Below are 24,347 nucleotides of genomic sequence, written 5' to 3' on the forward strand. Positions count from 1 at the left end.
AGGCGGCCTGGAAAGGGCAAATGCAGGGATGCGCGCCACCATAACGCCGCCCCGTGGGGCGGCGTTATGGTTTGTTCGCGGGGGCTTTGATGTGCACGTCCATGCGTTCGATATTTTGCTGCGCGCTGCGGGCCGCGGGCGATCCGGGGGCGGCGAGAACGACGGCGACCCACGCTCGGCGCGCGCCTTCGAGATCGCCCGACAGACGTTTTAATATTCCGCTTTCAAGCAAGCCCTCGGGGTTTTTCGGGTCCAGCGCCAGGGCGCGGACGATGTCGTCGCGGGCAAGGCCTAAGGAACCCAGATAGCGGTACGCCGTGGCCCGGAAGATGTAAGCCTCGGGCAGCCGCGAATTGCGCTTCAATGCGATGCTGAAATCGTCGATGGCGTCCCAATAAGCCCCTAGAGCCGCCCGCGCGACTCCGCGATCGACCCGCAGACCCGTATCGTTCGGCGATAGTTTGAGCGCGGCGTCGAGCACGGCCTGCGCCTGCGCCGGTTTGTTCGCCAGCATGTCGGCCTGCGCCGCATGGCCGAGCAGGCGCGCCTTAAAATCCGCCGACGCCTTGATGTTCTGGGCGAGGTCGGTGAAGCGTTTGGCCGCCTCGTCGTACATGCCCAGCCCCATCATCGCGGCGGCGGCGCAGTGGCGGGCGGCGTCGCCGCCGCCGACGCCCTCCCACGACAGGGCGACGTCGAAGCCTTTCCTCGGGGCGCTTATCGCCAAATCCATACAATGACGGTAGGCCTTGGCGCCGTCGATCTCCGCTGCGCGGGCCTGCCTCACGCCGCTCGGGGCGATAAGGAAGAACGAAAAAATCAACGCGGCGCGGGGAAAATAAGTCCTGTGAAAAGAAAGCATGGTCTTGTTCAATCCGTTGCTGACGGCCTAAGGTTGGACGATCCCGACAGGAAAGCAAGCGCCGTATCATGCCGACAGAGACAAATTCACCACCGCCTTCATTTCCCTCCGTCCCCTCCGCGCTTCCGGCGGGGCGCTTATTTTGCTTCGGCCTGGGCTATACCGCGCGCGCCGTGGCGAAAATTTTGCTGGCTCAGGGCTGGCGGGTGTCGGGCACGGTGCGCGCGGCGGACGGCGTGGCGCGGAACGATGACCTGGGGATTACGCCCATCGTCTTCGACGGCCGGCGTCCCCTAGGCGATATCGACGCCGTGCTGGACGGCGTCAGCCACATCTTGGTCTCGATCCCGCCCGATGAAGACGGCGACCCGCTGCTCGCCCTGCACGGCGCGGACATGATCGCGCGGGCGGGCGCGCTGCGTTGGGTGGGCTATCTGTCCACGGTCGGGGTTTATGGCGACGCCGGTGGAGGGTGGGTCGATGAGGATGCGCCGGTTCGTCCTACTCAAACGCGATCGCATTGGCGCGCGCTGGCCGAACAGCAATGGCGCGACCTTCACGATCGCTTCGCCCTTCCGGTGGATATTTTTCGCCTGGCCGGAATTTACGGCCCGGGTTCGAGCGTCCTGAGCAAGGTACGCCGGGGCCGCGCGCGCCTGGTCGATAAGCCGCACCATCGCTTTTCACGCATCCACGTCGATGATATCGCCGCCGTCCTAATCGCGGCGATGGCGGCGCGCGAAAGCGGGCGCGTGGCGTCCGGACGCGTTTACAACGTCGCCGACGACCTGCCGGCGGAACCGTCCGAGGTGACGCGTCACGCCTGCGCCTTGCTGGGCGTGACCCCGCCCACTGCGGTGGCGTTCGCCCAGGCCGTGGCGGACATGAGTCCGATGGCGCGGACCTTCTGGGCCGATAACCGGCGGGTCTGCAATCGGCGGATCAAGGACGATCTGGGCGTGCGGCTGCGCTACCCGAGCTACCGCGAGGGCCTGCGCGCGGTGTTGGCGGCGGAAAAGAAGGCCGACAGCGAACGCCCCCCCGGGGAGGAAACGTAAAAACCGGCGACGCTCGTCAGCCCATGGTGTTCAACAGGGCTTCGACGGTGCGTTCCAGGCGCGCCAGATCGGCCGCCGTCGATAAGCGGTGATCGCCGTTTTTCACGAAGGTGATTTCGACGTCTTTCGAAGTCAGGCGGTTCTGAACGGTCAAAGCGGTGCGCCATGGCACGTCGTCGTCGGCCATGCCCTGGATCAAGCGCACCGGCCCGTCGAAGGGGATCGGCGCATCCAACAACAACTGACCGCGGCCGTCTTCGATCAGCTTTAAGCTGATCGTGAACGGCGCGCCGGGGTCGTAACAGTTGGGCACTTCGAGAACGCCGTCGCGCAGCAAAATTTCGCGCTGCGCGGCGCTCAGCTCCTTTTCCATCAGGTCGCGGGTAAAATCGGGCGCGGCGGCGATGCCGACCAGCCCCTTGATTCTGCCGCGCACCGCCGCCGGGGCGCGGGTCGCGAGCAACAGAATGATCCATCCGCCGAGGGACGAACCGACCAAAACGAGGGGTCCTTCGGTTAAATTTTCAAGCACGAACGCGCCGTCCGACGCCCAGCGCCCGACAGTGCCGTCCTCGAACGCCCCCGACGAGCGACCGTGGCCGAAATAATCGAAGCGCACGAAGGCCTGGCCACGGGCCGTGCAGAAGGCTTCCAGGGCGAGCGCCTTGGCGCCGTCCATATCCGAGTGCAGGCCGGTGAGAAAAACAACGCACGGAGACTTGCCAGCCGTGGCGCGGTAGGCGATAGTCGCGCCATCTTCCCGGGTGATGATCGACGGCGGCGAAACTGTCGGGGTTTCGGTCATGGGGAAACACACTTTCAGGCTTGAAATTCATGGATCGAGAACACCAGGACAGTACCATTACCGCCACCGCGGCGAAAGGGGACGCAACGCCGACGCGCCCCTTGCGTTACACGGTGATGCAGGTGCTGCCCGCGATGGGGAACGAAGGCGGGGTCGAGCGGGGCACGGTCGAGGTCGCCGACGCCATCGTCAAGGCGGGCGGTCGGGCGTTGGTGGTGTCCAGCGGCGGCCCCAAGGAATTCGATCTTAAGCGCGTCGGCGCCCGGCACGTCACGCTGCCGGTAAACAGCAAGAACCCGTTTGTCATGCGCGCCAATATCGCCCGCCTGGAGGCCGTCATCAAGGCGGAGAAGGTCGATATCGTCCACGCCCGCTCGCGGGCCCCGGCGTGGAGCGCTTATTTCGCCGCGAAAAATTGCGGCGCGCGGTTCGTCACCACGTTTCACGGCACTTATTCGGCGGGCAACTGGTTCAAGCGGCGCTACAATGCGATCATGACCCGGGGCGATCGAGTGATCGCCATATCGCACTTCATCGCCGGGCATTTGCGCCAATTGTACGGCGTCGCCGCCGCCAAGGTGCGCATCATTCATCGCGGCGTCGATCTGGACAAATTCGATCCCGCCCGGGTTAGCGCCGAACGGGTGGTGCAACTGGCTGGGCGGTGGCGTCTGGATGACGGATTGCCGGTGATCATGCTCCCCGGCAGGTTGACGCGCTGGAAGGGGCAGGGCGTCCTGATCGACGCTATCGCAAAGCTGGGCCGTCGGGACGTCCGTTGCGTTCTGGTCGGCTCCGACGCCGGACGGGGCCAATATCGTAAAGAGCTGGAGACCTTGATCAGGCGGAATGATCTGGGTGGGGTGGTGCGCATCGTCGATCATTGCGCCGACATGCCCGCCGCCTATATGCTAGCCGACGTGGTGGTTTCGGCTTCGACCGATCCCGAGGCTTTCGGGCGCGTGGTCGCCGAAGCCCAGGCCCTGGGCCGTCCGGTGGTCGCCCCCGATCACGGCGGGGCGCGGGAAATTATTCTGTCCGGCGATACCGGCTGGCTGGTCGCGCCGGGCGATGCCGACGCCCTCGCCGAAGGCCTGAAAAAGGCCCTGGCGCTCGGCGATCCGGACCGCGCCGAAATGGCGGCGCGCGCCATCGCCCGCGTTCATGCGCATTTTTCCAAGGCGGCGATGTGCGCCAAGACTCTTGACGTTTATGACGAGCTCATGGGGCGCGCCCCGGGCGGCGACGAACGATAGCGGGGCCTCATGGCGCGTGCGCGTATTTTGGTGATCAAGTTGGGGGCGCTTGGCGATTTCGTGCAGGCGCTGGGCCCGATGGCCGCCATTCGCCGCCATCACGCCGATGCCCACATTACCTTGATGACGACCCGCCCGTATGTCGATTTTGCCCGCGCCGGTGGACTGTTCGATGATGTTTATTGCGATGCGCGCCCGAAAATCTGGCAGCTCGGCGGCCTCCTGGCGCTGCGTCGGTGGTTGCGGGCGGGGCGCTTTGCGATGGTTTACGACCTTCAGACGGCATCGCGCACAAGCCTGTATCATCGCCTGATGGGCCGTCCGCCCTGGTCGGGGATCGCGCCGGGATGTTCGCACCCCCACGCCAATCCGGCGCGCGACGCCATGCACACCGTCGATCGTCAGCGCGAACAACTGGCGATGGCGGGTATCGCCGATGTGCCGCCGGGCGACGTTTCGTGGGCGAGGATGGCGGTCAAAGGGATCGCCGGGAGCGCGGCGGCGCATTTCGCCGTGTCTTCGCCGTTCGCTCTTTTGGTTCCCGGCGGTGCGCCGCATCGCCCGGAAAAACGCTGGCCCGCCGATCGCTTCGCCGAACTGGCCAGGCGTTTGGGCGCGCGCGCAATTACGCCCGTCGTGCTGGGAACCGAAAACGAGACCGCCGCCGTCGCCGTCATCACGCGTGCCGCGCCCAGCGCAGTATCCTTAGCCGGGCGCACCGATTTTATCGACATCGCGGCGCTCGCCCGCGAGGCGTGCGGCGCGGTCGGGAACGATACCGGCCCGATGCACCTGATCGCGACCGCCGGCGCGCCTGCGGTGGTGCTGTTCTCCGAGGCCTCCGATCCGGCCTTGTGCGCCCCCCGTGGGGCCGGGGTGCGCATCGTGCGCCGACCCACGCTCGACCGGCTCGATGTCGATGCGGTGGCGGCGGCCCTGGACGCGATCACGCCCCCTCCCGCGCGGGCGCCTTAACTGCGCCCGGTTTCCCCCGATTTCTCCCGGGTTCTCCTTGACAGCGCGCCGATAGCCTTTACATTTCGCCGGGTTTCAGGATTTCCTTCAAGATTTTTCAAGATACGGACGGTCCCATGGTTGCGATTACACTTCCCGACGGCAATATCCGTCATTTCGACGGCCCGGTGAGCGGCGCCGACGTCGCCGCCGCCATTGGCCCCGGCCTCGCCAAGGCGGCGCTGGCGGTGCGCGTGGACGGCGAAATGAAAGACCTGTCCACCGTGTTCGAGACCGACACCGCGCTGTCGATCGTCACCGTGCGGGACGACGACGCCCTGGAGCTGATTCGCCACGATTGCGCCCACGTTATGGCCGAGGCGGTCAAGGAGCTGTACCCCGACACCCAGGTCACCATCGGCCCGTCCATCGAAAACGGATTTTATTACGACTTCGCCCGCGACGCGCCGTTCACGCCCGAGGATCTGGAAAAGATCGAGGCGCGCATGGGCGAAATCGTCAAGCGCGACGAGAAAATCAGCCGCGAAGTGTGGGACCGCGACGATGCCATCCATTTTTTCAAGGACATGGGCGAACACTACAAGGCCGAAATTATCCAGGACATCCCCGAGGGACAGCAGATCAGCCTGTATCGCCAGGGCGATTTCATTGACCTGTGCCGGGGGCCGCACCTGCCCAGCACGGCGAAATTGGGCAAGGCTTTCAAGTTGATGAAGCTGGCCGGGGCTTATTGGCGCGGCGACGCCCGCAACGCCATGCTGCAACGCATCTACGGTACCGCCTGGGCCAACGAAAAGCAGTTGAAGGCCTACCTGCACATGCTGGAGGAGGCGGAAAAACGCGACCATCGCAAGCTGGGCCGCGAGATGGACCTGTTCCACCAGCAAGAAGAAGCCCAAGGCGGCGTCTTCTGGCATCCCAAGGGCTGGACCGTGTACCGCAAGTTGCAGGACTATATCCGCGCCCGCCTGGAGCGGGCCGATTATGTCGAGGTCAACACCCCCGAACTGGTCGATCGCAGTCTTTGGGAGGCCTCCGGACATTGGGAAAAATTCCGCGAAAACATGTTCACCTCGGAAGTTGAGGACAAGGTGCTGGCGATCAAACCGATGAATTGCCCATGCCACGTCCAAATTTTCCGCCAGGGCATCAAAAGCTATCGCGACCTGCCGCTGCGCATGGCCGAATTCGGTTCGTGCCATCGCTATGAGCCCTCGGGGGCGCTCCATGGCTTGATGCGGGTGCGCGCCTTCACTCAGGACGACGCCCATATTTTTTGCGCCGAGGACGACATTACCTCGGAAACCCAGGCGTTTTGCGAGCTGTTGCTGAGCGTCTATAAGGACCTCGGCTTCGACGAGGTTCGGGTCAAGTTTTCCGATCGCCCGCAGACCCGCGCCGGGTCGGACGAAACCTGGGACAAGGCGGAAGCCGCCCTGAAGGAAGCGACCGAGGCGGCGGGGCTGGATTGGACCTTGAATCCCGGTGAGGGGGCGTTTTACGGCCCCAAACTGGAATTCGTGCTGCGCGACGCGATCGGACGCGATTGGCAGTGCGGCACCTTGCAGGTCGATTTCGTGCTGCCCGAACGGTTGGATGCGGCGTACATCGGCGAGGACGGCGAGCGTCACCGTCCGGTGATGCTCCACCGCGCTATTTTAGGCACGTTCGAGCGCTTCTTAGGGATCTTGATCGAAAACACCGCCGGGCGCTTCCCGCTGTGGCTGGCCCCGGTTCAGGTCGTGGTGGCGACGATCACCTCCGACGCCGATGCCTACGCCGGCGACGTTTTCGCGCGCTTGAAAGAGGCGGGGCTGCGCGCCGAATTGGATGTGCGCAACGAAAAAATCAACTACAAGGTTCGTGAGCACTCCCACGCCAAGGTTCCGGTGATGTTGGTCGTCGGCAAGCGCGAAGCCGAGGAAACGGCCGTGGCGATGCGTCGCCTTGGCGGGAAAACCCAAGAAGTTCTTGCGCTCCAAGAGGCAATTGATATCCTTAAAGACGAGGCGCGCGCTCCCCATGAACGCGCGGCGGCCCTGTCGTAGGCGCCGGGCGGAGGGGGCCGTATTAAAAAAAACACCAGGGACCTACCCAGGCGCTCAGGGATATTCCCGGGCGTTATTGTGGGCAGTGGTCTTTTCGACAAGGCGTTTCAACGAGACAATGCACCCGCGACGGTGTATATGAAAGGATAAGGGTCGGCGGATTCAATCGGCGGTTGTCGTCGAGGTTGGTTCCGGCTCAAGTGGATAAAAATTTAAGGAGTTTTTCACATAGCACGCCCGCCGTTCAACCAACCGCCGGCCCAAAAAGGCCCGCGGGTCAACCGTCAAATCACCGCCTCCACCGTCCGGGTTATCGGACCGGAAGCCGAAAATTTTGGCGTCATTACCGTCGATGAAGCGCTGCGCAAGGCCGAGGAGGTCGGTCTCGATTTGGTCGAGATTTCCCCCAATGCCGAGCCGCCCGTCTGCAAGGTCCTCGATTACGGGAAATTCAAGTACGAGGAACAGAAAAAACGCAACGAAGCGAAGAAAAAGCAGAAAGTCATCGAAGTCAAAGAGATCAAGATGCGCCCCGGAATCGATATTCACGATTACGAGGTGAAGATGCGCAACGCACGCAGATTTCTGGACAATGGCGATAAGGTCAAAGTGACCTTGCGTTTTCGTGGGCGGGAGATGGCGCATCAAAATCTCGGCATGGATGTTCTCAACCGCGTTCGCGATGAGCTGGGCGAGATCACCAAGGTCGAGCAATTTCCCAAGATGGAAGGCCGCATGATGGTGATGGTCCTCGCCCCTAAGTAAGGCGCGTGGTCCTCATTTGTCGTTTTGGGCATCGTTGGATGTTGGGTGCGTGGCGTTTTTAGGCGTCGTCGCGCCGGGCCGCGGGGGCGGGCGCGGCTGTCGCCCATTTTATCCCGCTCGATGTATATGTCCCTTGCAGGATATCGCCCTTGCATTTGCGGGTTGGCTTGGCTATAACCCACCGTCTTCCCGCGCGGCGTATCCCGCCCCGGCGGGGGGTCGCCCGAACGAGCGGTCCGGCAGGGCATGCCCAGCCGCTCAAAAGCTTAGCGTCGCCCCGGCGTCTCGCGAATATTTTTTCTTTAGTGGAAATTTTAATGTTCGCGGGAGGGTCGGGGTTTCATGAAAAGGATCAAGCAAAATGCCCAAGTTGAAGACAAAATCGAGCGCGAAGAAGCGTTTTCGTCTTACCGGAACAGGCAAAGTGCGCGCCGCGGTCGCTTTCAAGCGCCACGGCATGCGTAAGCGTCCGCAGAAAATGAAGCGCAAGGCGCGCGGCACCATGATCCTTTGTGATCAGGACGCCCGCATCGTCAAGTCGTATATGCCGAACGCCTAAATCTTGCCCGTATTCAGATCAAGCCGGAGAAACGCTTATGTCCCGCGTTAAAAGAGGCGTCACCACCCACGCCCGTCACAAGAAAATCATCCAGCTGGCCAGCGGTTATCGCGGCCGCAACAGCACCAATTTTCGCATCGCGGTGGAAAAGGTCGAAAAGGCGCTGCAATACGCCTATCGCGATCGGCGCACCCGTAAGCGGGATTTTCGCTCGTTGTGGATACAGCGCATCAACGCGGGCGCCCGCCTGCATGGCCTGAATTATTCGCAATTTATGAACGGTCTGCTCAAGGCGGAAATCGCGCTCGACCGTAAGGTGCTCGCCGATCTGGCGGTACGCGAGCCGGAGGCCTTTAAAAGCCTGGTCGATCAGGCCCGGGCCGCTCTCGCGAAAAACGCATAAACGGACGATTCGCACCCTGTTTTAAGGGGTGAGGACGATGACGTTGAGAGGGGGGGCTTTGGGCCTCCCCTTTTGTCTTGTTCGGCGCATTTTTAAGGACGTGGGGGTGAGTGTGGAAGATATTGAAACGTTGAAGGCCGAGATATTGGCGAGCGTCGCCGGAGCGGAAAATTTGGCCGCATTGGAAGAGGTGCGCATCGCCGTCCTCGGAAAAAAAGGTCGGCTGACGGCGCTCATGAAAACCTTAGGCGCTATGGGCCCCGAGGAACGCAAGGCCGCCGGGCAGGCGCTCAACGTCCTTAAAAATGAAATCGCGGGCGCCTTGGACGCCCGCAAGGAAACCTTGGCGCGTGCGGCGCTGGAAGAGCGCCTGATGGCCGAGGCCATCGACGTCACCCTGCCGCCCCGCCCGGAACGTCAAGGCTCCGTGCATCCGATCAGCCAGACCATCGACGAGGTCGTGGCGATTTTTGGGGAGATGGGCTTCACCGTCGCCGAAGGGCCGGAGATCGAGGACGATTGGCACAATTTCACCGCCCTCAACATCCCCCTCGATCATCCTGCGCGACAGGAATTGGACACCTTTTATTTCGCCGGCCCCGTCGAAGACCGCAAGGTCCTGCGCACGCACACCTCGCCGGTTCAGATTCGCACGATGGTGGAAACCAAGGGTCCGGTGCGCATCATCGTTCCCGGGCGCACCTATCGTTGCGATTACGACGCCACCCATTCGCCGATGTTCCATCAGGTCGAAGGCCTGCTGATCGATAAAACCACTCACATGGGCCATCTCAAAGGCTGTCTGACCGATTTTTGCCGCGCCTATTTCGGTATCGACGACCTGCCCGCACGGTTCCGCCCCAGCTATTTTCCGTTTACCGAACCGTCGGCGGAAATGGACATCGGTTGCACCCGCGCAGGGGGCGAATTTAAGATCGGCCACGGCGACGATTGGATGGAAATTTTGGGCTGTGGCATGGTCAATCCCAAGGTCCTGGAAAATTGTGGGATCGACCCCGACGTGTATCAGGGCTTCGCCTTCGGCATGGGATTGGAGCGTATCGCGATGCTGAAGTATGGGATCCCCGATTTGCGGACCTTTTACGAGTCCGATTTGCGGTGGTTGCGCCATTATGGCTTTTCGGCGTTGGACGCGCCGTCGATGGTGGGGGGGCTGACGCGATGAAATTCACCTTGTCGTGGCTGAAGGAACATCTGGAAACACAGGCGTCTCTTGAGGAAATCACCGATCGGCTGACTATGTTGGGCCTTGAGCTTGAGGGCGTCGTCGATCGCGCCCAGGGTCTGGAAGATTTCGTCGTCGCCCACGTCGTGCGCGCCGAGAAGCATCCCAACGCCGACAAATTGCAGGTCTGCACCGTGGATACGGGCCGCGAGGCGCTGCAGGTCGTTTGTGGCGCGCCAAACGCACGGGCGGGAATGAAGGGCGTTTTCGCCGCTTCGGGGATGGCCATTCCGGGCACCGGGATTGTCTTGAAAAAGGCCGAAATTCGTGGGGTTGAGAGCAACGGCATGCTGCTGTCGGAACGCGAAATGGGCCTGTCCGACGCCCACGACGGCATCGTCGATTTGTCCGCCGACGCGCCGGTTGGCGCGCGCGCCGTCGATGTTATGGGCTTGGCCGATCCGGTGATCGACATCGCCGTCACGCCCAATCGCGGCGATTGCCTAAGCGTGCGCGGCGTTGCGCGCGATCTTGCCGCCTCGGGTTTGGGGAAACTCAAGGCGATCGCGGACGATCCGGTTCCGGGTATGTTCGAAAGCCCCGTTGCGGTGCGTTTGGATTTCCCTTCCGCCGCCGCCGCCGCTTGCCCCTATTTCGTCGGCAGGATGGTACGTGGGGTAAATAACGGCCCCAGTCCGAAATGGCTACGCGCGCGCCTGGAAGCGATCGGGCTGCGCCCGATTTCGGCCCTGGTCGATATCACCAATTTGATGACGTTCGAGTACGGCCGTCCCCTCCATGTTTTCGATGCCGATAAGGTCGAGGGCGGGCTTACGGCGCGTCTGGCGCGAAACGGGGAGAGCCTGAAGGCTTTGGACGGCAAGACCTATGCGCTCGACGACACGATGACGGTGATCGCCGATGCGCGTGGACCCGCAGCCCTTGGCGGCGTGATCGGCGGCGAGGAAACCGGGTGCGCCGAGGGCACGGTTAATGTGTTTATCGAATCGGCGCTGTTCGATCCCGTGCGCACGGCGACGACGGGACGCAAACTGAACGTGATGAGCGACGCGCGTTATCGTTTCGAACGTGGGATCGATCAAGCGTTCGCCATCGACGGTATGGAAATCGCGACTCGTTTGATTTTGGATTTGTGCGGCGGCGAGCCCTCGCAAAACATCGTCGCGGGGGCCGAACCGTCGTGGCGGCGCACAATCGCCTTTCGTCCGCAAAAAATAAAAACATTGGCCGGGGTCGATGTCCCGTCGGGCGACGTGCATCGTATTTTGACGGTGTTGGGCTTTGTCGTTTTTGACGAAGACGAGGCCGTCTTGCGTGTCGATGTTCCGTCGTGGCGCGGAGATATCGTCGGCGAGGCTTGCTTGGTGGAAGAAGTGGTTCGCGTCTTCGGCTACGACCATATTCCGACGACCCCGCTTAGGCGGGAAAGCGATTTGCCGGAGACGGCGATGAGCGCGCAGCAGATGCGGCGCACTTCGGCTCGGCGCACCCTGGCCGCGCGCGGACTGAACGAGGCGGTAAGCTATTCGTTCATGGCGGCGAAGGACGCCGATTTGTTCGGCGGCGTGGCGTCTTCCGTGCGCTTGGTCAATCCGATTTCATCGGACTTGGATGTTATGCGCCCGTCGATCGCGCCCAACTTACTCGCCGCGATCGGGCGTAACGACGCGCGGGGCGTTCCCAACGGGGCGATGTTCGAAGTCGGACCCCAATTTTCCGGCGACGCGCCCGACGAACAAACGGTCGTGGCCACGGCTCTGCGCGCCGGACAAAGTGGGGCTTCGCATTGGGCGCGCGCCGTGCGCCCGGTGGACGCCTTCGACGCCAAGGCCGACGCCCTGGCGGTGCTGGGCGCGTTGGGCGTGGCGGTAGACAACCTACAAACGCTGGACGGCGCGCCGTCGTGGTATCATCCCGGCCGTTCGGGGCGGCTTTGCCTTGGGCCGAAGAATGTCCTGGCGGTCTTTGGCGAACTGCACCCCGGCGTCCTCAAGGCAATGGACGTTCGCGGCCCGGTCGTGGCGACGGAAATCTTTATCGATAGTGTTCCCCTGCCCAAGAAAAAACAGGGTGCGCGCCGTGCGTTGCTCAAACCGTCGCCGTTTCAGCCCGTGGATCGCGATTTCGCCTTCGTCGTCGATCTTGGGGTTCCGGCGCAAGATATCGTGCGGGCGGTTAAGGGCGTCGATAGGGCGTTGATCGCGGAGGTCGGCGTGTTTGACGTCTTCACCGGCCCGGCGCTGGGCGAGGGCAAGAAATCGCTCGCCGTGCGCGTGACCCTGCAGCCCTATGAGAGAACCCTGACGGAGGACGATATCGACGCCATCAGCGCGCGGATCGTCGCCGTTGTGGCGAAGAACACCGATGGCGTTTTAAGGGCATAGCCGCGGTCCGCGATGGGTGCGGGCGCCATGACGGCGCCATGATGGCAAGGCTTTTCAAGGGGCGCGCGAGCGCCCCTTGTTTCTTGTTGTGAAAACAATACCTTACAGATACCGTTGTTTTTTCACGCCGGGGCCGCCCGACGCGTGAACGCGGGATTCGCGATTGAAATTTTATTATGCAAAAGAATTTGAATTTCACAGTTAATGTTATCACATGTAAGGCGCACGCAGCGACAGGGCTCGTGAATCTTGAGCGATTCAAGAGCCTTGGACTGTCTAAAAAGAGTTAAAATGAATCCGAAGGCTAAGGAAACAGGGGGCGTTCCTCGAAATGTCTCGAAGAGTGTGCTTAAGCTAAAAAATTGAAGTAGAAAGCTACCTATGGGTTTATTCGCGTGTTTAATTCAGCCGTTGAGCAAAAAAGCGGGTCACGGTGGTGAAGGCCGCGGTCGCGGTTATCGTGGCGGAGATGGTTCCGCCGTGGATATGCGGCGCCCACACGCCGAAGGGATTTCTTGAGGAGACCAGCAATGGGAACAAATGAAAAAAATCTGACCGGGGTCGAGCGTTTTTTTGACGATGATGAAATTATCGTCAGCAAGACGGACTTGAAGGGCCGGATTACCTACGCCAATAATATTTTTCTGAAGCTCGCCGATTTCACGGAGAAGGACGTTCTCGGGCAGCCGCACAGTATCGTGCGCAATCCGACCATGCCCCGGGCCGTTTTTAAATTGCTCTGGGATACTGTGCAGACCGGCAAGGAACTGTTCGCCTATGTCGTCAACCGATCGAAAAACGGTGACCACTATTGGGTTATCGCCCATGTCACGCCGAGTTTTGACGCCTCGGGAAATATCACGGGCTACCACTCGAACCGTCGCGTCCCCGATCGGCGTATTCTCGACGACACGATCATCCCCCTTTACACATCGTTACTGAGGGAGGAGCAGAAATATGACAACGCCAAGGACGGCCTCGCGGCGTCCCACGCCATGCTGTTCAACCTGCTAAAAGAAAAAGGAGTTGCGTACGATGAATTCGTCTTCTCTCTCTAAGGCCTCGTACGCCAGCGCCATCACGGCGGGCCTGGCGGTTGTGATGGTGGTCATGGAGATCCTCGGCGGCGTGCGCTCGCTGCCTGTGATCGGGATCGCCTTCTTGGTCATCCTCGGCGGTCTGGTCGGGGTGTTTTTTCAAAGAAAACTGTCGCAGGAACTCGTGCGCACACGTAACATTTGCCAACGCGTCGATGCTGGCGATTTCGAAGCCCGCCTCATCAACTTAAAGGAAGGCGGCGAAATCGGCGCCCTGCAAAAGGCCATTAACGACATGGTCGATCGTTGTGACGCCTATGTCCGCGAATCGGCGGCGTGTCTGGAATATGTGGCGCAGAACAAGTATTTCCGAAAAATTGCGGAAAAAGGCATGGTCGGCAGTTTCCTGCATGCCTCGCGCCAAGTTAATACCGCGACCGACACGATGGCGCGGAAGGTCGCGAACTTTACCGCCGTCGCCGACGACTTCGAAAAGAATATGAACAATGTGGTCGAGACGGTGGCCTCCGCGTCAACCGAACTACAGTCCACGGCGCAGGGCATGGAACATACGGCAAGTGAAACCAGTTCGCAGGCGACGAGGGTGGCCGCCGCCGCCGAGGAAGCTTCGAGCAACGTGCAAACGGTGGCCAGCGCGGCGGAGGAATTGTCCAGCTCGATCAGCGAAATCTCGCGTCAGGTTTCCCAATCGACCCAGATCGCGGGCACCGCGGTGGCCGAGGTCGATGGCACCAACGCCAAAATTCAGGGCCTCGCCGAGGCCGCCAATAAAATCGGCGAGGTCGTGGCCTTGATCACCGACATCGCCGATCAGACCAACCTGCTGGCGCTCAACGCCACCATCGAGGCGGCGCGCGCCGGCGAGGCGGGCAAGGGCTTCGCCGTCGTCGCCTCCGAAGTCAAGAACCTGGCCAACCAGACCGCCAAGGCGACCGAGGAAATCGGCGCCCAGATCGGCGGCATCCAGGGGGCCACCCGCGAGGCGGTGGAGGCCATGGGGTCGATCGGCAAAGTCATCGGAGAGATGAACGAGATCGCCGGTGCGATCGCCGCCGCGGTCGAGGAACAGGGCGCGGCGACCCAGGAAATCGCCCGCAACGTCGAACAGGCCTCCAACGGTACGACCGAGGTGACGTCGAATATTTCGAGCGTTACTCAGGCCGCGTCGGAATCCGGCCATGCCGCCGGGCAGGTTCTGGAGGCGGCGAGCGAACTCTCTCAACAGTCCGAGCGATTGCGTTCGGAAATGGGTAAATTCGTCATCGAGATGCGTAAGGCGATTTAAACGCCCCACCAAGGCCAGGAGAGACGGTTTCCGATCGTTCTTATTCCTCACGGTTTTGGACACCGGCGCGATGGGACGCCCCCCGCTGTACATGCGGGGGGCGTCCTTGTTTCCACGCACGGGCAAGGGGGGGGGGACGCCAAGACGATGGAAGGGCGATATCGGAGATTCACGAATCTCGAACAATCTGTTATTCATAATGCATGTGTGATGGATTCGTGGATATTATGCAAAAGACTGTATGGGCTGTGGCCGGCGCGTCGGCGCCGCGCGCCAAAAGAGTATTGGAGCGCCGGCAATGATCTCGCCTACAAAAACGTCCCCCGGGGAGGTGGCGGAAGCTGTGGGCGCGCCGTCTTCGGAGTTTGGCGGTTCCGATTTCACGCAAACTTCGGCGTTTGAGGATGGGTCGGTTGAGGATGGACCGGTCGGCGATACGGATCATCCCGATAACGCTTCGTCCTTGCCGGAGATTCCCCAAAAAATCACCTTTAAGAATCCCTTTTTCACGACGATCAAAGGATCGCACTTCATCGCGCGGGAAGACACCGCAGAGCCGGTGATGGTCATGCCCCTGGAAACCGGCGACGTATCGCTGAAATTATCGGGCATTCGCCATGAATTGAACCTGGAGCCGGGCGATGCGGATGCACACATGCTCGATATTGTCGCCGAGGGCTTGAAATTTGTGCGCGGCCTGAAGGTCGGAGACCCGGTGCCTAGCGAACTGACGTCCGGGCGTGCGTCTTGGAGCGTGACCGAGCGCCACTTGTCGATTTCCAGGAGTCGCTTGACGATGCAGCTGGTCTCGTGGATCGGTGGTGAGGAGCACGTCATCACCGATGTCGGGGAACTGGAACAGATCGTCCAGGATCCGCACACCCGTCAACAGGTCACGGTGGCCTTCGAAGAAGCCGCGGAACACTTGGGCGTTGGCCGGGAAAACAAAGAAAAAGTCATCCTTTTGGTGGAAAACTTAGCCGAGGAATTGTCGTACATCGAGGCCCTTCGCGAGCGCTTCGAGCATATCCTCGCCATCTCCGACACCGTTGACGCCATTCATCAGAAATATCGGTCCGAACAGTCGATGTCGGTTAAAATTCAATCGATCCGGCGCCTGTTTCGGATCGCCTCCAGGGGGTTGAAGGATACGTTCGACCAAATTGACGCGCAGACGGGTGAAATTCTGTCGGTGTTAAAAAACATTGCGCCGCAGACCCGTTTTATTCGCCAAAGCCGCGACGACTTGCATCGTCGCCTGTGGGCATGGGACGGTTTGGTTGCGAAGTGGGACGGCGTCATGGTGAAGCGTTCGCGCACGAACGAGGGCCTGCTGGACGAATTGTACCACTTTCTCGCCCAACGTTTTTTGCCCGCCGATGAATGGGAACTGTTTTCCAAGGCGCAAGAAAAGCAGTTGATGAAGCGCACTACGGAAAGACGGTGGTGACCCGCGCCAAAAACAATTCGAAAGTCCAAAAATAAAGACGGCGCCCGAGGGTGCGCCCTCCTCGTTTTAACCGAGGGTGCGCCCTCCTCGTTTTAAGCACTAAGCGCGCAACATGGAGACCTTCTTGGCGTAGGTTTCCCCTTGGGTGGATGTCGAGGGGCTAAGCGGCGGGCAAACCGACGCCCATTGGGGGTCGTGCCTCAGGTGGGCGATTGTCGCCTTGACGCCGGCGATCAAGGGTCGGCCCGTGAACAGCGCGCGCACCGCGACGGCCTTGTCCAGGCTTTCTCGATCGCCCTGGCGATAGGCCTTGGCGCACAATGGGGCGTTCAGGTTGGCGGTGGCCGAAATGCATCCGGCGAAGGGACCGTCATGGGCCGCCAACAAGGTGGCCTCGTTCGAGGGGAACACCGATAGCGCGGGGTCGATGGCGGCGACGGCGTGGGCGTAGTCCATGTCGCCCGAGGAATCCTTCAGGCCTCGAATGCGCGGGGGAAATGCCTCGAAAAGACGCGCGACCAGCGCGGGGCCATAGGCGAGTCCGCTGAGGGCGGGAAAGTTATACAGGTAAAGCGGGATCGGGGCGTCGGCGGTGGCCGCCACTAAGGCGCCGATGTAGGCGTGCAGGCCGTCCTCGGAGACGTCCTTGTAATAGAACGGCGGCAACACCAAGGCGCCGCTGAAGCCGAGGTCCCAAGCGGCGCGGGTCAGAAGCACGGTATCGTCGAGCGCCGGCGTTCCCGTGCCGACCATCAACTTTTCACACGGCAGGGCCTTCGCCGCCACATCCATCAGCGCCAGGCGCGCCTGAAGGGAAAACGAGGTCGCCTCGCCGGTGGTGCCCAGCACGTTCAAACCGTCGCAGCCCGTGGCGAGCAGATCGCGGGCGTGATCGACGAAGCGTGCGCCGTCGGGTTGATTCGTGGGAGTGAGGGGCGTGGCGATGGCGGCGATAACGCCGCGTAGGGGGCCGGTCATGATGTTTTTCTTTGTCGAAGTGGGATGAACGTCGGAGGCATGCGGCGCGTAAATCGAATTCGTTGTCACGCGTTCGGCCCACAGTACACATGCTTGATCAATTCGTGTAAAGAACATTTGACAAAATCAAACGATCGTTTTAATTTCTTGATCTTGAAAAAACACGCAATGGCTACGTCGGGTAGGCGCCGAATGTGAAATGGGCATGGGGCGGCGCGGGCGTCCTCGTGCGTTCCGGCGCGCCGGGATGGGAAGGCTGGTTTTGATGTCTCGCAAAGTCCGATCGGATAAGGGCGTCGTCGCCCCTTCGGCCCACTCTCGCGAACGCTCGGACGGGCGGCGTGGGGAAGGACACCGGCGCGGCGCGGCGAGCCGGCAGCGGATTCTGTCCGCCGGCCTGGATGTTTTCGGTAAATACGGTTTCGACGGCGCGACGACACGTATGCTGGCGCAAAAGGCGGGCGTCAATCTTGCCGCGATCGCGTATTATTTCGGCGGCAAAAAAGGACTGTACCGCGCCATCGCCGAACATGTCGGGGCGCAGATGCGCCAGATGATGACCCCGGCCCTCGATCAAGGCGACTTCTCCGGGGACGGCGATGCGGCGTACGCCCTCGAACGGCTCGATACCGTGTTGGAGGTTTTCGCCTCGATCGTGATCGCCTCGGATGAGGCGGATAAATGGGCGCGCTTCATCATGCGCGAGCAGATGGATCCCAGCGAGGCCTTCGACATACTGTACGACGGCGTTATCAAGCATTTCCATGGCCGCTGCGCGGCCCTGATCGGTCAAGTCACCGGCCGTCCGGCGGACGACCCCGAAACCCTCTTGAAGACCTTTACGATTATCGGGCAAATCCTGGTCTTTCGCACCACTCGGGCGGTGGTTTTACGCCGCCTGGGATGGGACGATTTTTCCAAGGATCATCTCGATGCGATCGTGAAACTCGTGCAGGCGCACGTGCGCGCAATCGTCGTTCCCCAACAGGAGAGTAAAACGTGAAACGCAAAGCGATTGTCATCGGTCTCGTGCTCATCGTCGGGGCCGCCGCGGGATGGTGGTATGTTCAGCGCGGAGAAAAAGGAAACAGTGGCGTTTTGCGCCTGTACGGCAATGTGGACATCCGTCAGGTGGAATTGGGTTTTCGCGTTTCCGGTCGCCTTCAAGCGATGAATTTCGAGGAAGGCGATGTGGTCAAGGTGGGCGACGAATTGGCGCGTCTGGATGACACGCCTTATCGGGAGGCGCTGCGCATCGCCGAAGGCGAGGTGGCCGCGCAACGCGCCAACGTGAAAAAATTTGAAGCCGGCGCCCGCCCGGCGGAAATCGCCCAGGCCGGCGCCTTGGTGGCGGAACGCCGGGCGACGCTGAAAAACACGAAGCAGCTTCTCGAACGTCGCGCGCGGTTGCTTAAAGGCGGCCACGTTTCCCAACAGGCTTATGACGAAATTCTGGCGCAGAAAAAGGAGGCCCAGGCGCGGTTGCGTTCGGCGCAGGATGCCTTGACTCTGGCGCAGGAGGGTTTTCGCAAGGAGGATATCGCCATCGCCCGGGCCAATCTTCAAGTCGCCGAGGCGCGTCTGGCGCAGGCGCAAACCCAGGTCGCGGATACCCACCTGAAGGCCCCCGCGGGCGGGATTATCCTCAGTCGTGTCCAGCAGCCCGGTGCGATCGTCGCCATCGGGACTCCGGTCTATGTCCTGTCGTTGGGCAATCCGGTATGGGTGCGCAGTTACGTGAGCGAGCCCGATCTGGGACGCGTGTATCCGGGGATGAAAGTCACCGTCTCCACCGACAGCGCGCCCAACAAGCGTTACCATGGACATATCGGGTTCATCTCGCCGGTGGCGGAGTTCACCCCCAAGACGGTCGAAACCCCGGATCTGCGCACGGACCTTGTCTATCGACTGCGCGTCATCGTGGACGATGCGGACAGAATGTTGCGCCAGGGGATGCCGGTCAGCGTCGATGTGCCCCTGGAGGGCGGCGCCGCTCAAAAAATGCCGGGGGGATAACCCGATGGGCACTCCCATGGTTGTCATCGATGGTGTTGAAAAACGGTTCTCTCCCGAGGCGCGCCCCGCCCTGAACGGGATTACCGGGACGGTCGAAAGGGGGCGGATCACCGGCCTTGTCGGTCCCGATGGGGCGGGCAAAACGACCCTGTTGCGTCTGATGACGGGATTGATGACGCCCGATCGGGGCGCGCTGATCGTCGATGGCGTCGATAGTCGTGAGGATAGCGCGGCGATCCAGGAAATCATCGGCTATATGCCGCAAAGGTTCGGTCTTTACGAGGACCTGACGGTAATCGAAAACCTTAGCCTGTACGCCGATTTGCGTGCCGTCGTCGGCGCCGCGCGCGAGGAAACCTTCGCCGAGTTGCTCGCCTTCACGGCGCTGGGCCCGTTCACCGATCGTCTGGCGGGGGCGCTGTCGGGAGGAATGAAGCAAAAACTGGGTCTGGCCTGTACGTTGTTAAGCAAGCCTCGGCTTTTACTGTTGGACGAACCGAGCGTCGGCGTCGATCCTATATCGCGGCGCGAACTTTGGCGTATGGTCGATGCGTTGATCGACGATGGAATCACCGTGGTGTGGTCGAGCGCCTATCTGGATGAAGCCGAACAATGCGACGACGTTTTGTTGCTGAACGAAGGAGAGCTTCTGTTTTTTGGTCCTCCCGAGGATTTGACGCACCGCGTCGCCGGGCGCACCTACCATATCCGGGGGGTGGATGACGATCGTCGGATGGTGTTGTCGCGGGCGCTCAACCAGGATGGTGTGGTCGATGGCGTCCTACAGGGGCAAAATATCCGCCTGGTTTTGCAGGAGGGGCGACAGGTGCCCGACGCCGCGGCTTTGGGGGTCGCGGGGTCGTTGCGCGCCGTCGAGGTCGCGCCGCGTTTCGAGGATGCCTTCGTCGATATCCTCGGCGGCGGACCGGGGGGGACATCGGTTTTGGCGGACCGGATCAAGGCGTTGCGGGGCGACGGCGGGCCGGTGATCGAGGCGGAAGGACTGACCAAGCGCTTCGGCTCTTTCACCGCGGTAAGCGACGTTTCGTTCTCGATCCGCATGGGCGAGGTCTTTGGGCTTTTGGGTCCCAATGGCGCGGGGAAATCGACGACCTTTAAGATGCTGTGCGGGTTGATGCAGCCAACACTGGGGGGGGCGCGCGTCGTCGGTCTGGACCTGAAAACCGCGCCGGGAAGAGCGCGTGCCCATATCGGATACATGGCGCAAAAATTTTCGCTCTATGGCAACCTCAGCGTGCTCCAGAATCTCCGCTTTTTTGCCGGCGTCTATGGTCTTACCGGGCGCGCGCGGCGCGTGCAGGTCGAGCGTATGATCGAAACCTTCGCCCTGAAAAGCCATCTTAGCGTTTCCGCCGACGATCTGCCGTTGGGCTTCAAACAACGCCTGGCGTTGTCGTGCGCGCTGATGCATGAGCCGGAGGTGTTGTTCCTGGACGAGCCGACCTCCGGGGTCGATCCGATCACGCGGCGCGAGTTTTGGGCCCACATCAACGCCCTGGTGGAGAAAGGGGTCACCATCATGGTGACCACGCACTTCATGGACGAGGCCGAGTACTGCGATCGTCTCGCCCTGATTTACCGGGGTCGGGAAATCGCCACCGGCGCGCCTCAGGATCTGAAGGCGCGGGTGCGCACCGAGACACGCCCCGACCCGACGCTGGAGGACGCCTTTATCGCCCTGATCGAGGATTTCGACGCCCGCCAAAAGGTGCCGGCATGATCGCCGGGCGGACCGACGCCCCTAAGGCGTCCCCCGAGATGCCGTCCGATGAAAATTTCGGAGATACCCCGAAGCGGGCGTCGCGCTTGCGCCGTATCGCCGCCCTGGCGAAGAAAGAGGCGATCGAGGTCGTGCGCGATCCCAGCAGTATTCTGATCGCCTTCGTTATGCCATTGATTTTGCTGTTTCTGTTTGGTTACGGCGTTTCCTTGGACGTCAATAAAATCAAGGTTGGGATCGTTCTGGAAGATTCTTCGCCGGACGCGCAAAGCTTTGCCGGGGCGGTCGCCGATTCGCGTTTTTTCAGCGCCCGTATCGCGCGCGCCCGCCACGCCTTTGTGGACGATCTCGTGGCCGGTCGAATTCGCGGCATCATTGTCGTTCCAATTGATTTCACGGCGCGCCTCAATCATCCCGGCGAGACCGCTCCGGTTCAGGTTATTGCCGATGGAACGCAGCCGAACACCGCCAGTTTCGTGCACAACTACGTCACCGGAGTGTGGTCGGGTTGGCTTCGCCAGAGGGCCTTGGAGCGGGGTCGGCACATTCATCTTCCGATCGTTGCCGCACCACGGTTCTGGTTCAACGCCAAGCTAACCAGCCGCAATTTCCTGGTGCCGGGATCGGTGGCGATCATCATGACCTTGATCGGAACCCTGTTGACCGCCCTGGTCATCGCCCGTGAGTGGGAACGCGGCACGATGGAGGCGATCATGGCGACGCCGGTGACGGCGGGCGAACTTTTGATTGGAAAAATCATACCTTATTTCTTGCTGGCGATGGCCTCGATGGTGGTGTGCACCTTAATCGCGGTGTTTCTGTTCCAGGTGCCACTTCGCGGCTCCATCGGCGCGCTGGTGGCGGTTTCATCGGCATTTTTAGTGCCGGCCCTGGGTCAGGGGTACTTGATTTCGGCGATAACAAAAAATCAATTCGTGGCGTCTCAGATTGCGCTTTTTTCGGCATTTTTGCCCGCCGTTTTGTTGTCGGGGTTCGTTTTCGAGATCGGCAGCATGCCCAAGGCCATCCAGATTATTACGCATATCGTTCCGGCGCGCTATTTCGTTTCCAGCTTGCAGACGGTGTTCATGGCGGGGGACTTTTGGGCGCTGCTGCTGCCCAATATCGCGGCGATGCTGGGCATCGGTGTTTTGTTTCTTGTTTTGGCGCTGCGCAATACCAAAAAGAGGCTCGATTGACCATGTGGGGAAGACTGCAAGCCTTGATCGTTAAGGAATTTTTGGCGATTTTGCGCGATCGCCAGGGGCGGATGATACTGATCGTGCCGCCACTGATTCAGTTGGTTATCTTCGCCTTTGCCGCGACCTTGGAGGTGAAAGATGTCTCGATCGGCGTCCTCGATCAAGATCACGGGAAGTGGTCGTATGAATTGGTTCAGCGCTTTGCCGCTTCGCGGGCGGTCGGTCGGATCGTGCGCGTCGATGGCGCGGGCGATATCCGCCGTTTGGTCGATACGCAAAAAGTCTTGGCGGTGATTCAATTTCCTCAAGGGTTTTCCGCGAATATCGCGGCGGGGCGACCGGCGCAACTTCAGTTTATCCTCGACGGTCGGCGATCCAACGCGGCGCAGATTTTCCTCGGTTACGCCAACACCATCGTCGATGGCGCTAATCGAGACATTATCGCCCGGCGCGGCGCGGGAGCGCTTCCCAGCGTCCTGGTGCAACGCAGCTGGTTCAACCCCAATCTACATTACCAATGGTTCACGGTGCCCAGCCTGATCGGAACCATCAGTCTTTTGATCGGATTGTCGGTTTCCGCCCTGTCGATCGCCCGCGAGCGGGAGATGGGGACGTTTGACCAACTTTTGATTACGCCCTTGGCGCCTTTTGAAATCCTCATGGGAAAGACCGTCCCGTCGTTGATGATCGGCCTGATGCACGGCACGTTCTTTTTGCTGATATCGGTCTTTGCTTTTCATATCCCGTACACGGGATCCCTCCTGCTCCTGTACGCCAGCATGAGCATCTATCTGGTTTCCGTGATCGGAATAGGCCTGTTCATATCGGCGCTGTCGATGACCCAGCAGCAGGCGTTCTTGGGATCGTTCGTGTTCGCCGCCCCGGCGATTTTGTTGTCCGGGTTCGCCAGTCCGGTCGAAAATATGCCCGATTGGCTGCAAACCATGACCCTGGTCAATCCGCTGCGTCATTTCTTGGTGATCGTCAACGGATTGTTCACCAAGGACATGCCGTTCGCGACGGTGATGGACAACACGTGGCCGTTAATCGTCATAGCGGTCGTGACGATGACGGTGGCGGGATGGTTGTTCCGCCGCCGGATGCAGTAATCAAACCCTCACACTGTCGAGGTGGCGTCGTCCATGCGGGATGCTATTTCCGCGCGCCTCCGGTCCTGCCCCGCGCGCGGTATGCGCGCGCGGGGGCGGTTTTGGCTTAAGGGTGGAGGCTTACTTCGCCGTGACGACGGGTCAGCGCGTCGGCTAAACGGGCGCAAACGCGCATGGATAAATCACCGTTAAAACCGTGGTCCGCCGGATCGCGCGCCATGCGCGCGCGCAGACAGGTCGCCGCCGCCGGATCGAAGCGAAGATCGGAACCGGCGAGATAATAGAACCGATTAACGATATTCGTCGCGGCGATGGTATCGATATCGGCGAATAAAGCGGCGTGGGCGAGAATGTATCCGGGGGTTTCCCGACCGCCACCGCGCCAGGCTTGGGCGGTTCCGGCGATTTTCCGACCTCCGGCGACGATATTGTAGCGCCCGTCGCAAAAGGCGTCATCGACGGCGCCCATCTGTGCGCGGACACCCCAATGGGCGAGCGTTTCGATGATGGGATCGCAAATCAGACGGTAAACGGCGTCAATATCCAGGCTAGAGGGATCGCTCCGGGGGATGAAGAGAGATAAATTAACGACCCCGGGTCCGTTGGGGATAGCGCTGCCGCCGGTGTCGCGTACGACGACCGGCCAGCCTTGTTGGGTCAAGCGTTGGACGGCGAAATCGAAATGAGGGAGGCGGGTGTCGGCGCTGCTGGCGATGACGGCGGGAGTGCTGCGCCATAAACGAAACGATGGGATGCTTGTGTTCTTCGGTGCGGCTTGCGCCACGGCCTGCGCCACGCTGCGATCGCGGGCGATATGCTCGTTGGGGTGGAGGCATTCATAAAAGCCCGGCGGACCGAACGCGCCGTTGGCGGGCCAGGGAATATTTGTCGGTGGGCTTGTGTGGGTGGGGTCGTCGGTGGCGAATCCACCATATGGCGGCATTGTCATTCGATTTCTCCTATCAAACTTCCAGGGACGACCACGCTGTCGGGCTTCGCCGTAATATGCAGAGATCCCGTGGCCGGCGCGGAAATGTCGAAATTTGTTTTTTCGACCATGACTTCCGCGAGCTTCGCGCCTGCGGTAACGGCGGCGCCGTCTTCATAGAGCCAGTTAATCAGGACGCCTTCGGGAGTCTGCGCGGTATCCCATAGGCCGTCGGGTATGGTTACTCTTGTTGGCATG

22 protein-coding genes are annotated in these 24,347 nt (G+C 61.2%); 17 read left to right on the forward strand and 5 right to left on the reverse strand.

Going from position 1 to position 24,347, the window contains the following annotated elements; genetic code table 11:
- Positions 1–64 precede the first annotated feature (64 nt).
- Positions 65–862, reverse strand: coding sequence for a tetratricopeptide repeat protein (locus tag P3M64_RS10930; protein WP_132939959.1), 798 nt, complete (start codon positions 860–862; stop codon positions 65–67).
- A 68-nt stretch (positions 863–930) separates the two neighbouring features.
- On the opposite strand from P3M64_RS10930, the gene P3M64_RS10935 reads away from it, so the two are divergent.
- The gene (locus P3M64_RS10935; protein ID WP_132939960.1) at positions 931–1,920 is read left to right on the forward strand and encodes an SDR family oxidoreductase; all 990 of its coding nucleotides are present in this window, start codon (positions 931–933) and stop codon (positions 1,918–1,920) included.
- 16 nt (positions 1,921–1,936) lie between these two features.
- Here the strand turns inward: P3M64_RS10935 and P3M64_RS10940 are convergent, their stop codons facing one another.
- Entirely contained in the window at positions 1,937–2,725 is a 789-nt protein-coding gene (locus P3M64_RS10940; RefSeq protein ID WP_132939961.1) for an alpha/beta hydrolase, read from the reverse strand.
- A 29-nt stretch (positions 2,726–2,754) separates the two neighbouring features.
- Between P3M64_RS10940 and P3M64_RS10945 the strand changes: the two genes are divergently transcribed.
- From P3M64_RS10945 to P3M64_RS10995, 11 genes are all read left to right on the forward strand, one after another.
- Positions 2,755–3,981, forward strand: a complete 1,227-nt coding sequence (locus tag P3M64_RS10945; protein ID WP_132939962.1) for a glycosyltransferase family 4 protein — start codon at positions 2,755–2,757, stop codon at positions 3,979–3,981.
- 9 nt (positions 3,982–3,990) lie between these two features.
- Positions 3,991–4,956 carry a glycosyltransferase family 9 protein gene (locus P3M64_RS10950; RefSeq protein WP_132939963.1) on the forward strand — a complete coding sequence of 322 codons (966 nt, stop codon included), beginning with the start codon at positions 3,991–3,993 and terminating at the stop codon, positions 4,954–4,956.
- A gap of 116 nt (positions 4,957–5,072) precedes the next feature.
- A complete protein-coding gene (thrS, locus tag P3M64_RS10955; protein ID WP_132939964.1) occupies positions 5,073–7,004 on the forward strand; it encodes a threonine--tRNA ligase in 1,932 nt (643 codons plus the stop codon).
- A 228-nt stretch (positions 7,005–7,232) separates the two neighbouring features.
- Complete coding sequence (infC, locus tag P3M64_RS10960; protein WP_132939965.1) at positions 7,233–7,769, forward strand: translation initiation factor IF-3; 537 nt, start codon at positions 7,233–7,235, stop codon at positions 7,767–7,769.
- Positions 7,770–8,130: 361 nt separating this feature from the next.
- Complete coding sequence (gene rpmI / locus P3M64_RS10965; protein ID WP_132939966.1) at positions 8,131–8,328, forward strand: 50S ribosomal protein L35; 198 nt, start codon at positions 8,131–8,133, stop codon at positions 8,326–8,328.
- A 37-nt stretch (positions 8,329–8,365) separates the two neighbouring features.
- Positions 8,366–8,731, forward strand: coding sequence for a 50S ribosomal protein L20 (gene rplT / locus P3M64_RS10970; protein WP_132939967.1), 366 nt, complete (start codon positions 8,366–8,368; stop codon positions 8,729–8,731).
- A 112-nt stretch (positions 8,732–8,843) separates the two neighbouring features.
- The gene (pheS, locus tag P3M64_RS10975; protein ID WP_132940001.1) at positions 8,844–9,917 is read left to right on the forward strand and encodes a phenylalanine--tRNA ligase subunit alpha; all 1,074 of its coding nucleotides are present in this window, start codon (positions 8,844–8,846) and stop codon (positions 9,915–9,917) included.
- Positions 9,914–12,322, forward strand: coding sequence for a phenylalanine--tRNA ligase subunit beta (gene pheT, locus P3M64_RS10980; RefSeq protein WP_132939968.1), 2,409 nt, complete (start codon positions 9,914–9,916; stop codon positions 12,320–12,322). Before pheS ends, pheT begins: the two co-directional genes overlap by 4 nt.
- Before the next feature lie 530 nt (positions 12,323–12,852).
- Positions 12,853–13,380: a PAS domain-containing protein gene (locus P3M64_RS10985; RefSeq protein WP_132939969.1), complete on the forward strand. Its 528-nt coding sequence runs from the start codon at positions 12,853–12,855 to the stop codon at positions 13,378–13,380.
- A complete protein-coding gene (locus tag P3M64_RS10990) occupies positions 13,358–14,665 on the forward strand; it encodes a methyl-accepting chemotaxis protein (protein WP_207893206.1) in 1,308 nt (435 codons plus the stop codon). The genes P3M64_RS10985 and P3M64_RS10990 overlap by 23 nt, the downstream gene beginning before the upstream one ends.
- Positions 14,666–14,996: 331 nt before the next feature.
- On the forward strand, positions 14,997–16,115 hold the full coding sequence (locus P3M64_RS10995; protein WP_165886397.1) for a hypothetical protein: 1,119 nt from the start codon (positions 14,997–14,999) through the stop codon (positions 16,113–16,115).
- Between the two features lie 99 nt (positions 16,116–16,214).
- Here P3M64_RS10995 and P3M64_RS11000 read toward each other — a convergent pair whose 3' ends face one another.
- Positions 16,215–17,162 carry a dihydrodipicolinate synthase family protein gene (locus P3M64_RS11000; RefSeq protein ID WP_276157025.1) on the reverse strand — a complete coding sequence of 316 codons (948 nt, stop codon included), beginning with the start codon at positions 17,160–17,162 and terminating at the stop codon, positions 16,215–16,217.
- 196 nt (positions 17,163–17,358) lie between these two features.
- Here P3M64_RS11000 and P3M64_RS11005 point away from each other — a divergent pair, with 196 nt between their 5' ends.
- Genes P3M64_RS11005 through P3M64_RS11025 form a run of 5 tightly spaced genes read left to right on the forward strand, consistent with a single transcriptional unit; the run spans position 17,359 to position 23,161 of the window.
- The gene (locus tag P3M64_RS11005) at positions 17,359–18,096 is read left to right on the forward strand and encodes a CerR family C-terminal domain-containing protein (protein WP_165886398.1); all 738 of its coding nucleotides are present in this window, start codon (positions 17,359–17,361) and stop codon (positions 18,094–18,096) included.
- Positions 18,093–19,109, forward strand: coding sequence for a secretion protein HlyD (gene hlyD / locus P3M64_RS11010; protein WP_132939973.1), 1,017 nt, complete (start codon positions 18,093–18,095; stop codon positions 19,107–19,109). Before P3M64_RS11005 ends, hlyD begins: the two co-directional genes overlap by 4 nt.
- A gap of 16 nt (positions 19,110–19,125) precedes the next feature.
- Positions 19,126–20,850 carry an ATP-binding cassette domain-containing protein gene (locus P3M64_RS11015; protein ID WP_276157026.1) on the forward strand — a complete coding sequence of 575 codons (1,725 nt, stop codon included), beginning with the start codon at positions 19,126–19,128 and terminating at the stop codon, positions 20,848–20,850.
- A complete protein-coding gene (locus P3M64_RS11020) occupies positions 20,847–22,049 on the forward strand; it encodes an ABC transporter permease (RefSeq protein WP_243644864.1) in 1,203 nt (400 codons plus the stop codon). The genes P3M64_RS11015 and P3M64_RS11020 overlap by 4 nt, the downstream gene beginning before the upstream one ends.
- Positions 22,050–22,051: 2 nt before the next feature.
- The gene (locus P3M64_RS11025) at positions 22,052–23,161 is read left to right on the forward strand and encodes an ABC transporter permease (protein WP_132939975.1); all 1,110 of its coding nucleotides are present in this window, start codon (positions 22,052–22,054) and stop codon (positions 23,159–23,161) included.
- A 106-nt stretch (positions 23,162–23,267) separates the two neighbouring features.
- Here P3M64_RS11025 and P3M64_RS11030 read toward each other — a convergent pair whose 3' ends face one another.
- Positions 23,268–24,110, reverse strand: a complete 843-nt coding sequence (locus P3M64_RS11030; protein WP_132939976.1) for a lipoate--protein ligase family protein — start codon at positions 24,108–24,110, stop codon at positions 23,268–23,270.
- Positions 24,107–24,346 (reverse strand): biotin/lipoyl-containing protein, encoded by a 240-nt coding sequence (locus P3M64_RS11035; protein WP_132939977.1) that lies wholly within the window; start codon positions 24,344–24,346, stop codon positions 24,107–24,109. Before P3M64_RS11035 ends, P3M64_RS11030 begins: the two co-directional genes overlap by 4 nt.
- Between the last annotated feature and the right edge of the window lies 1 nt (position 24,347).

Source organism: Varunaivibrio sulfuroxidans (assembly GCF_029318635.1).
GTDB lineage: Bacteria > Pseudomonadota > Alphaproteobacteria > Rhodospirillales > Magnetovibrionaceae > Varunaivibrio > Varunaivibrio sulfuroxidans.

What these genes read in the sequence shown, in the direction of transcription:
- P3M64_RS11025 (WP_132939975.1), top strand. Translation starts at nt 22,052, where the DNA reads ATGTGGGGAAGACTGCAAGCCTTGATCGTTAAGGAATTTTTGGCGATT.
- P3M64_RS10940 (WP_132939961.1), bottom strand. Translation starts at nt 2,725, where the DNA reads ATGACCGAAACCCCGACAGTTTCGCCGCCGTCGATCATCACCCGGGAA.
- P3M64_RS10985 (WP_132939969.1), top strand. Translation starts at nt 12,853, where the DNA reads ATGGGAACAAATGAAAAAAATCTGACCGGGGTCGAGCGTTTTTTTGAC.
- P3M64_RS10990 (WP_207893206.1), top strand. Translation starts at nt 13,358, where the DNA reads ATGAATTCGTCTTCTCTCTCTAAGGCCTCGTACGCCAGCGCCATCACG.
- rpmI (WP_132939966.1), top strand. Translation starts at nt 8,131, where the DNA reads ATGCCCAAGTTGAAGACAAAATCGAGCGCGAAGAAGCGTTTTCGTCTT.
- P3M64_RS11005 (WP_165886398.1), top strand. Translation starts at nt 17,359, where the DNA reads ATGTCTCGCAAAGTCCGATCGGATAAGGGCGTCGTCGCCCCTTCGGCC.
- P3M64_RS11015 (WP_276157026.1), top strand. Translation starts at nt 19,126, where the DNA reads ATGGTTGTCATCGATGGTGTTGAAAAACGGTTCTCTCCCGAGGCGCGC.
- pheT (WP_132939968.1), top strand. Translation starts at nt 9,914, where the DNA reads ATGAAATTCACCTTGTCGTGGCTGAAGGAACATCTGGAAACACAGGCG.
- rplT (WP_132939967.1), top strand. Translation starts at nt 8,366, where the DNA reads ATGTCCCGCGTTAAAAGAGGCGTCACCACCCACGCCCGTCACAAGAAA.
- P3M64_RS10950 (WP_132939963.1), top strand. Translation starts at nt 3,991, where the DNA reads ATGGCGCGTGCGCGTATTTTGGTGATCAAGTTGGGGGCGCTTGGCGAT.
- P3M64_RS11020 (WP_243644864.1), top strand. Translation starts at nt 20,847, where the DNA reads ATGATCGCCGGGCGGACCGACGCCCCTAAGGCGTCCCCCGAGATGCCG.
- P3M64_RS10945 (WP_132939962.1), top strand. Translation starts at nt 2,755, where the DNA reads ATGGATCGAGAACACCAGGACAGTACCATTACCGCCACCGCGGCGAAA.
- thrS (WP_132939964.1), top strand. Translation starts at nt 5,073, where the DNA reads ATGGTTGCGATTACACTTCCCGACGGCAATATCCGTCATTTCGACGGC.
- P3M64_RS10930 (WP_132939959.1), bottom strand. Translation starts at nt 862, where the DNA reads ATGCTTTCTTTTCACAGGACTTATTTTCCCCGCGCCGCGTTGATTTTT.
- P3M64_RS11030 (WP_132939976.1), bottom strand. Translation starts at nt 24,110, where the DNA reads ATGACAATGCCGCCATATGGTGGATTCGCCACCGACGACCCCACCCAC.
- P3M64_RS10935 (WP_132939960.1), top strand. Translation starts at nt 931, where the DNA reads ATGCCGACAGAGACAAATTCACCACCGCCTTCATTTCCCTCCGTCCCC.
- P3M64_RS11035 (WP_132939977.1), bottom strand. Translation starts at nt 24,346, where the DNA reads ATGCCAACAAGAGTAACCATACCCGACGGCCTATGGGATACCGCGCAG.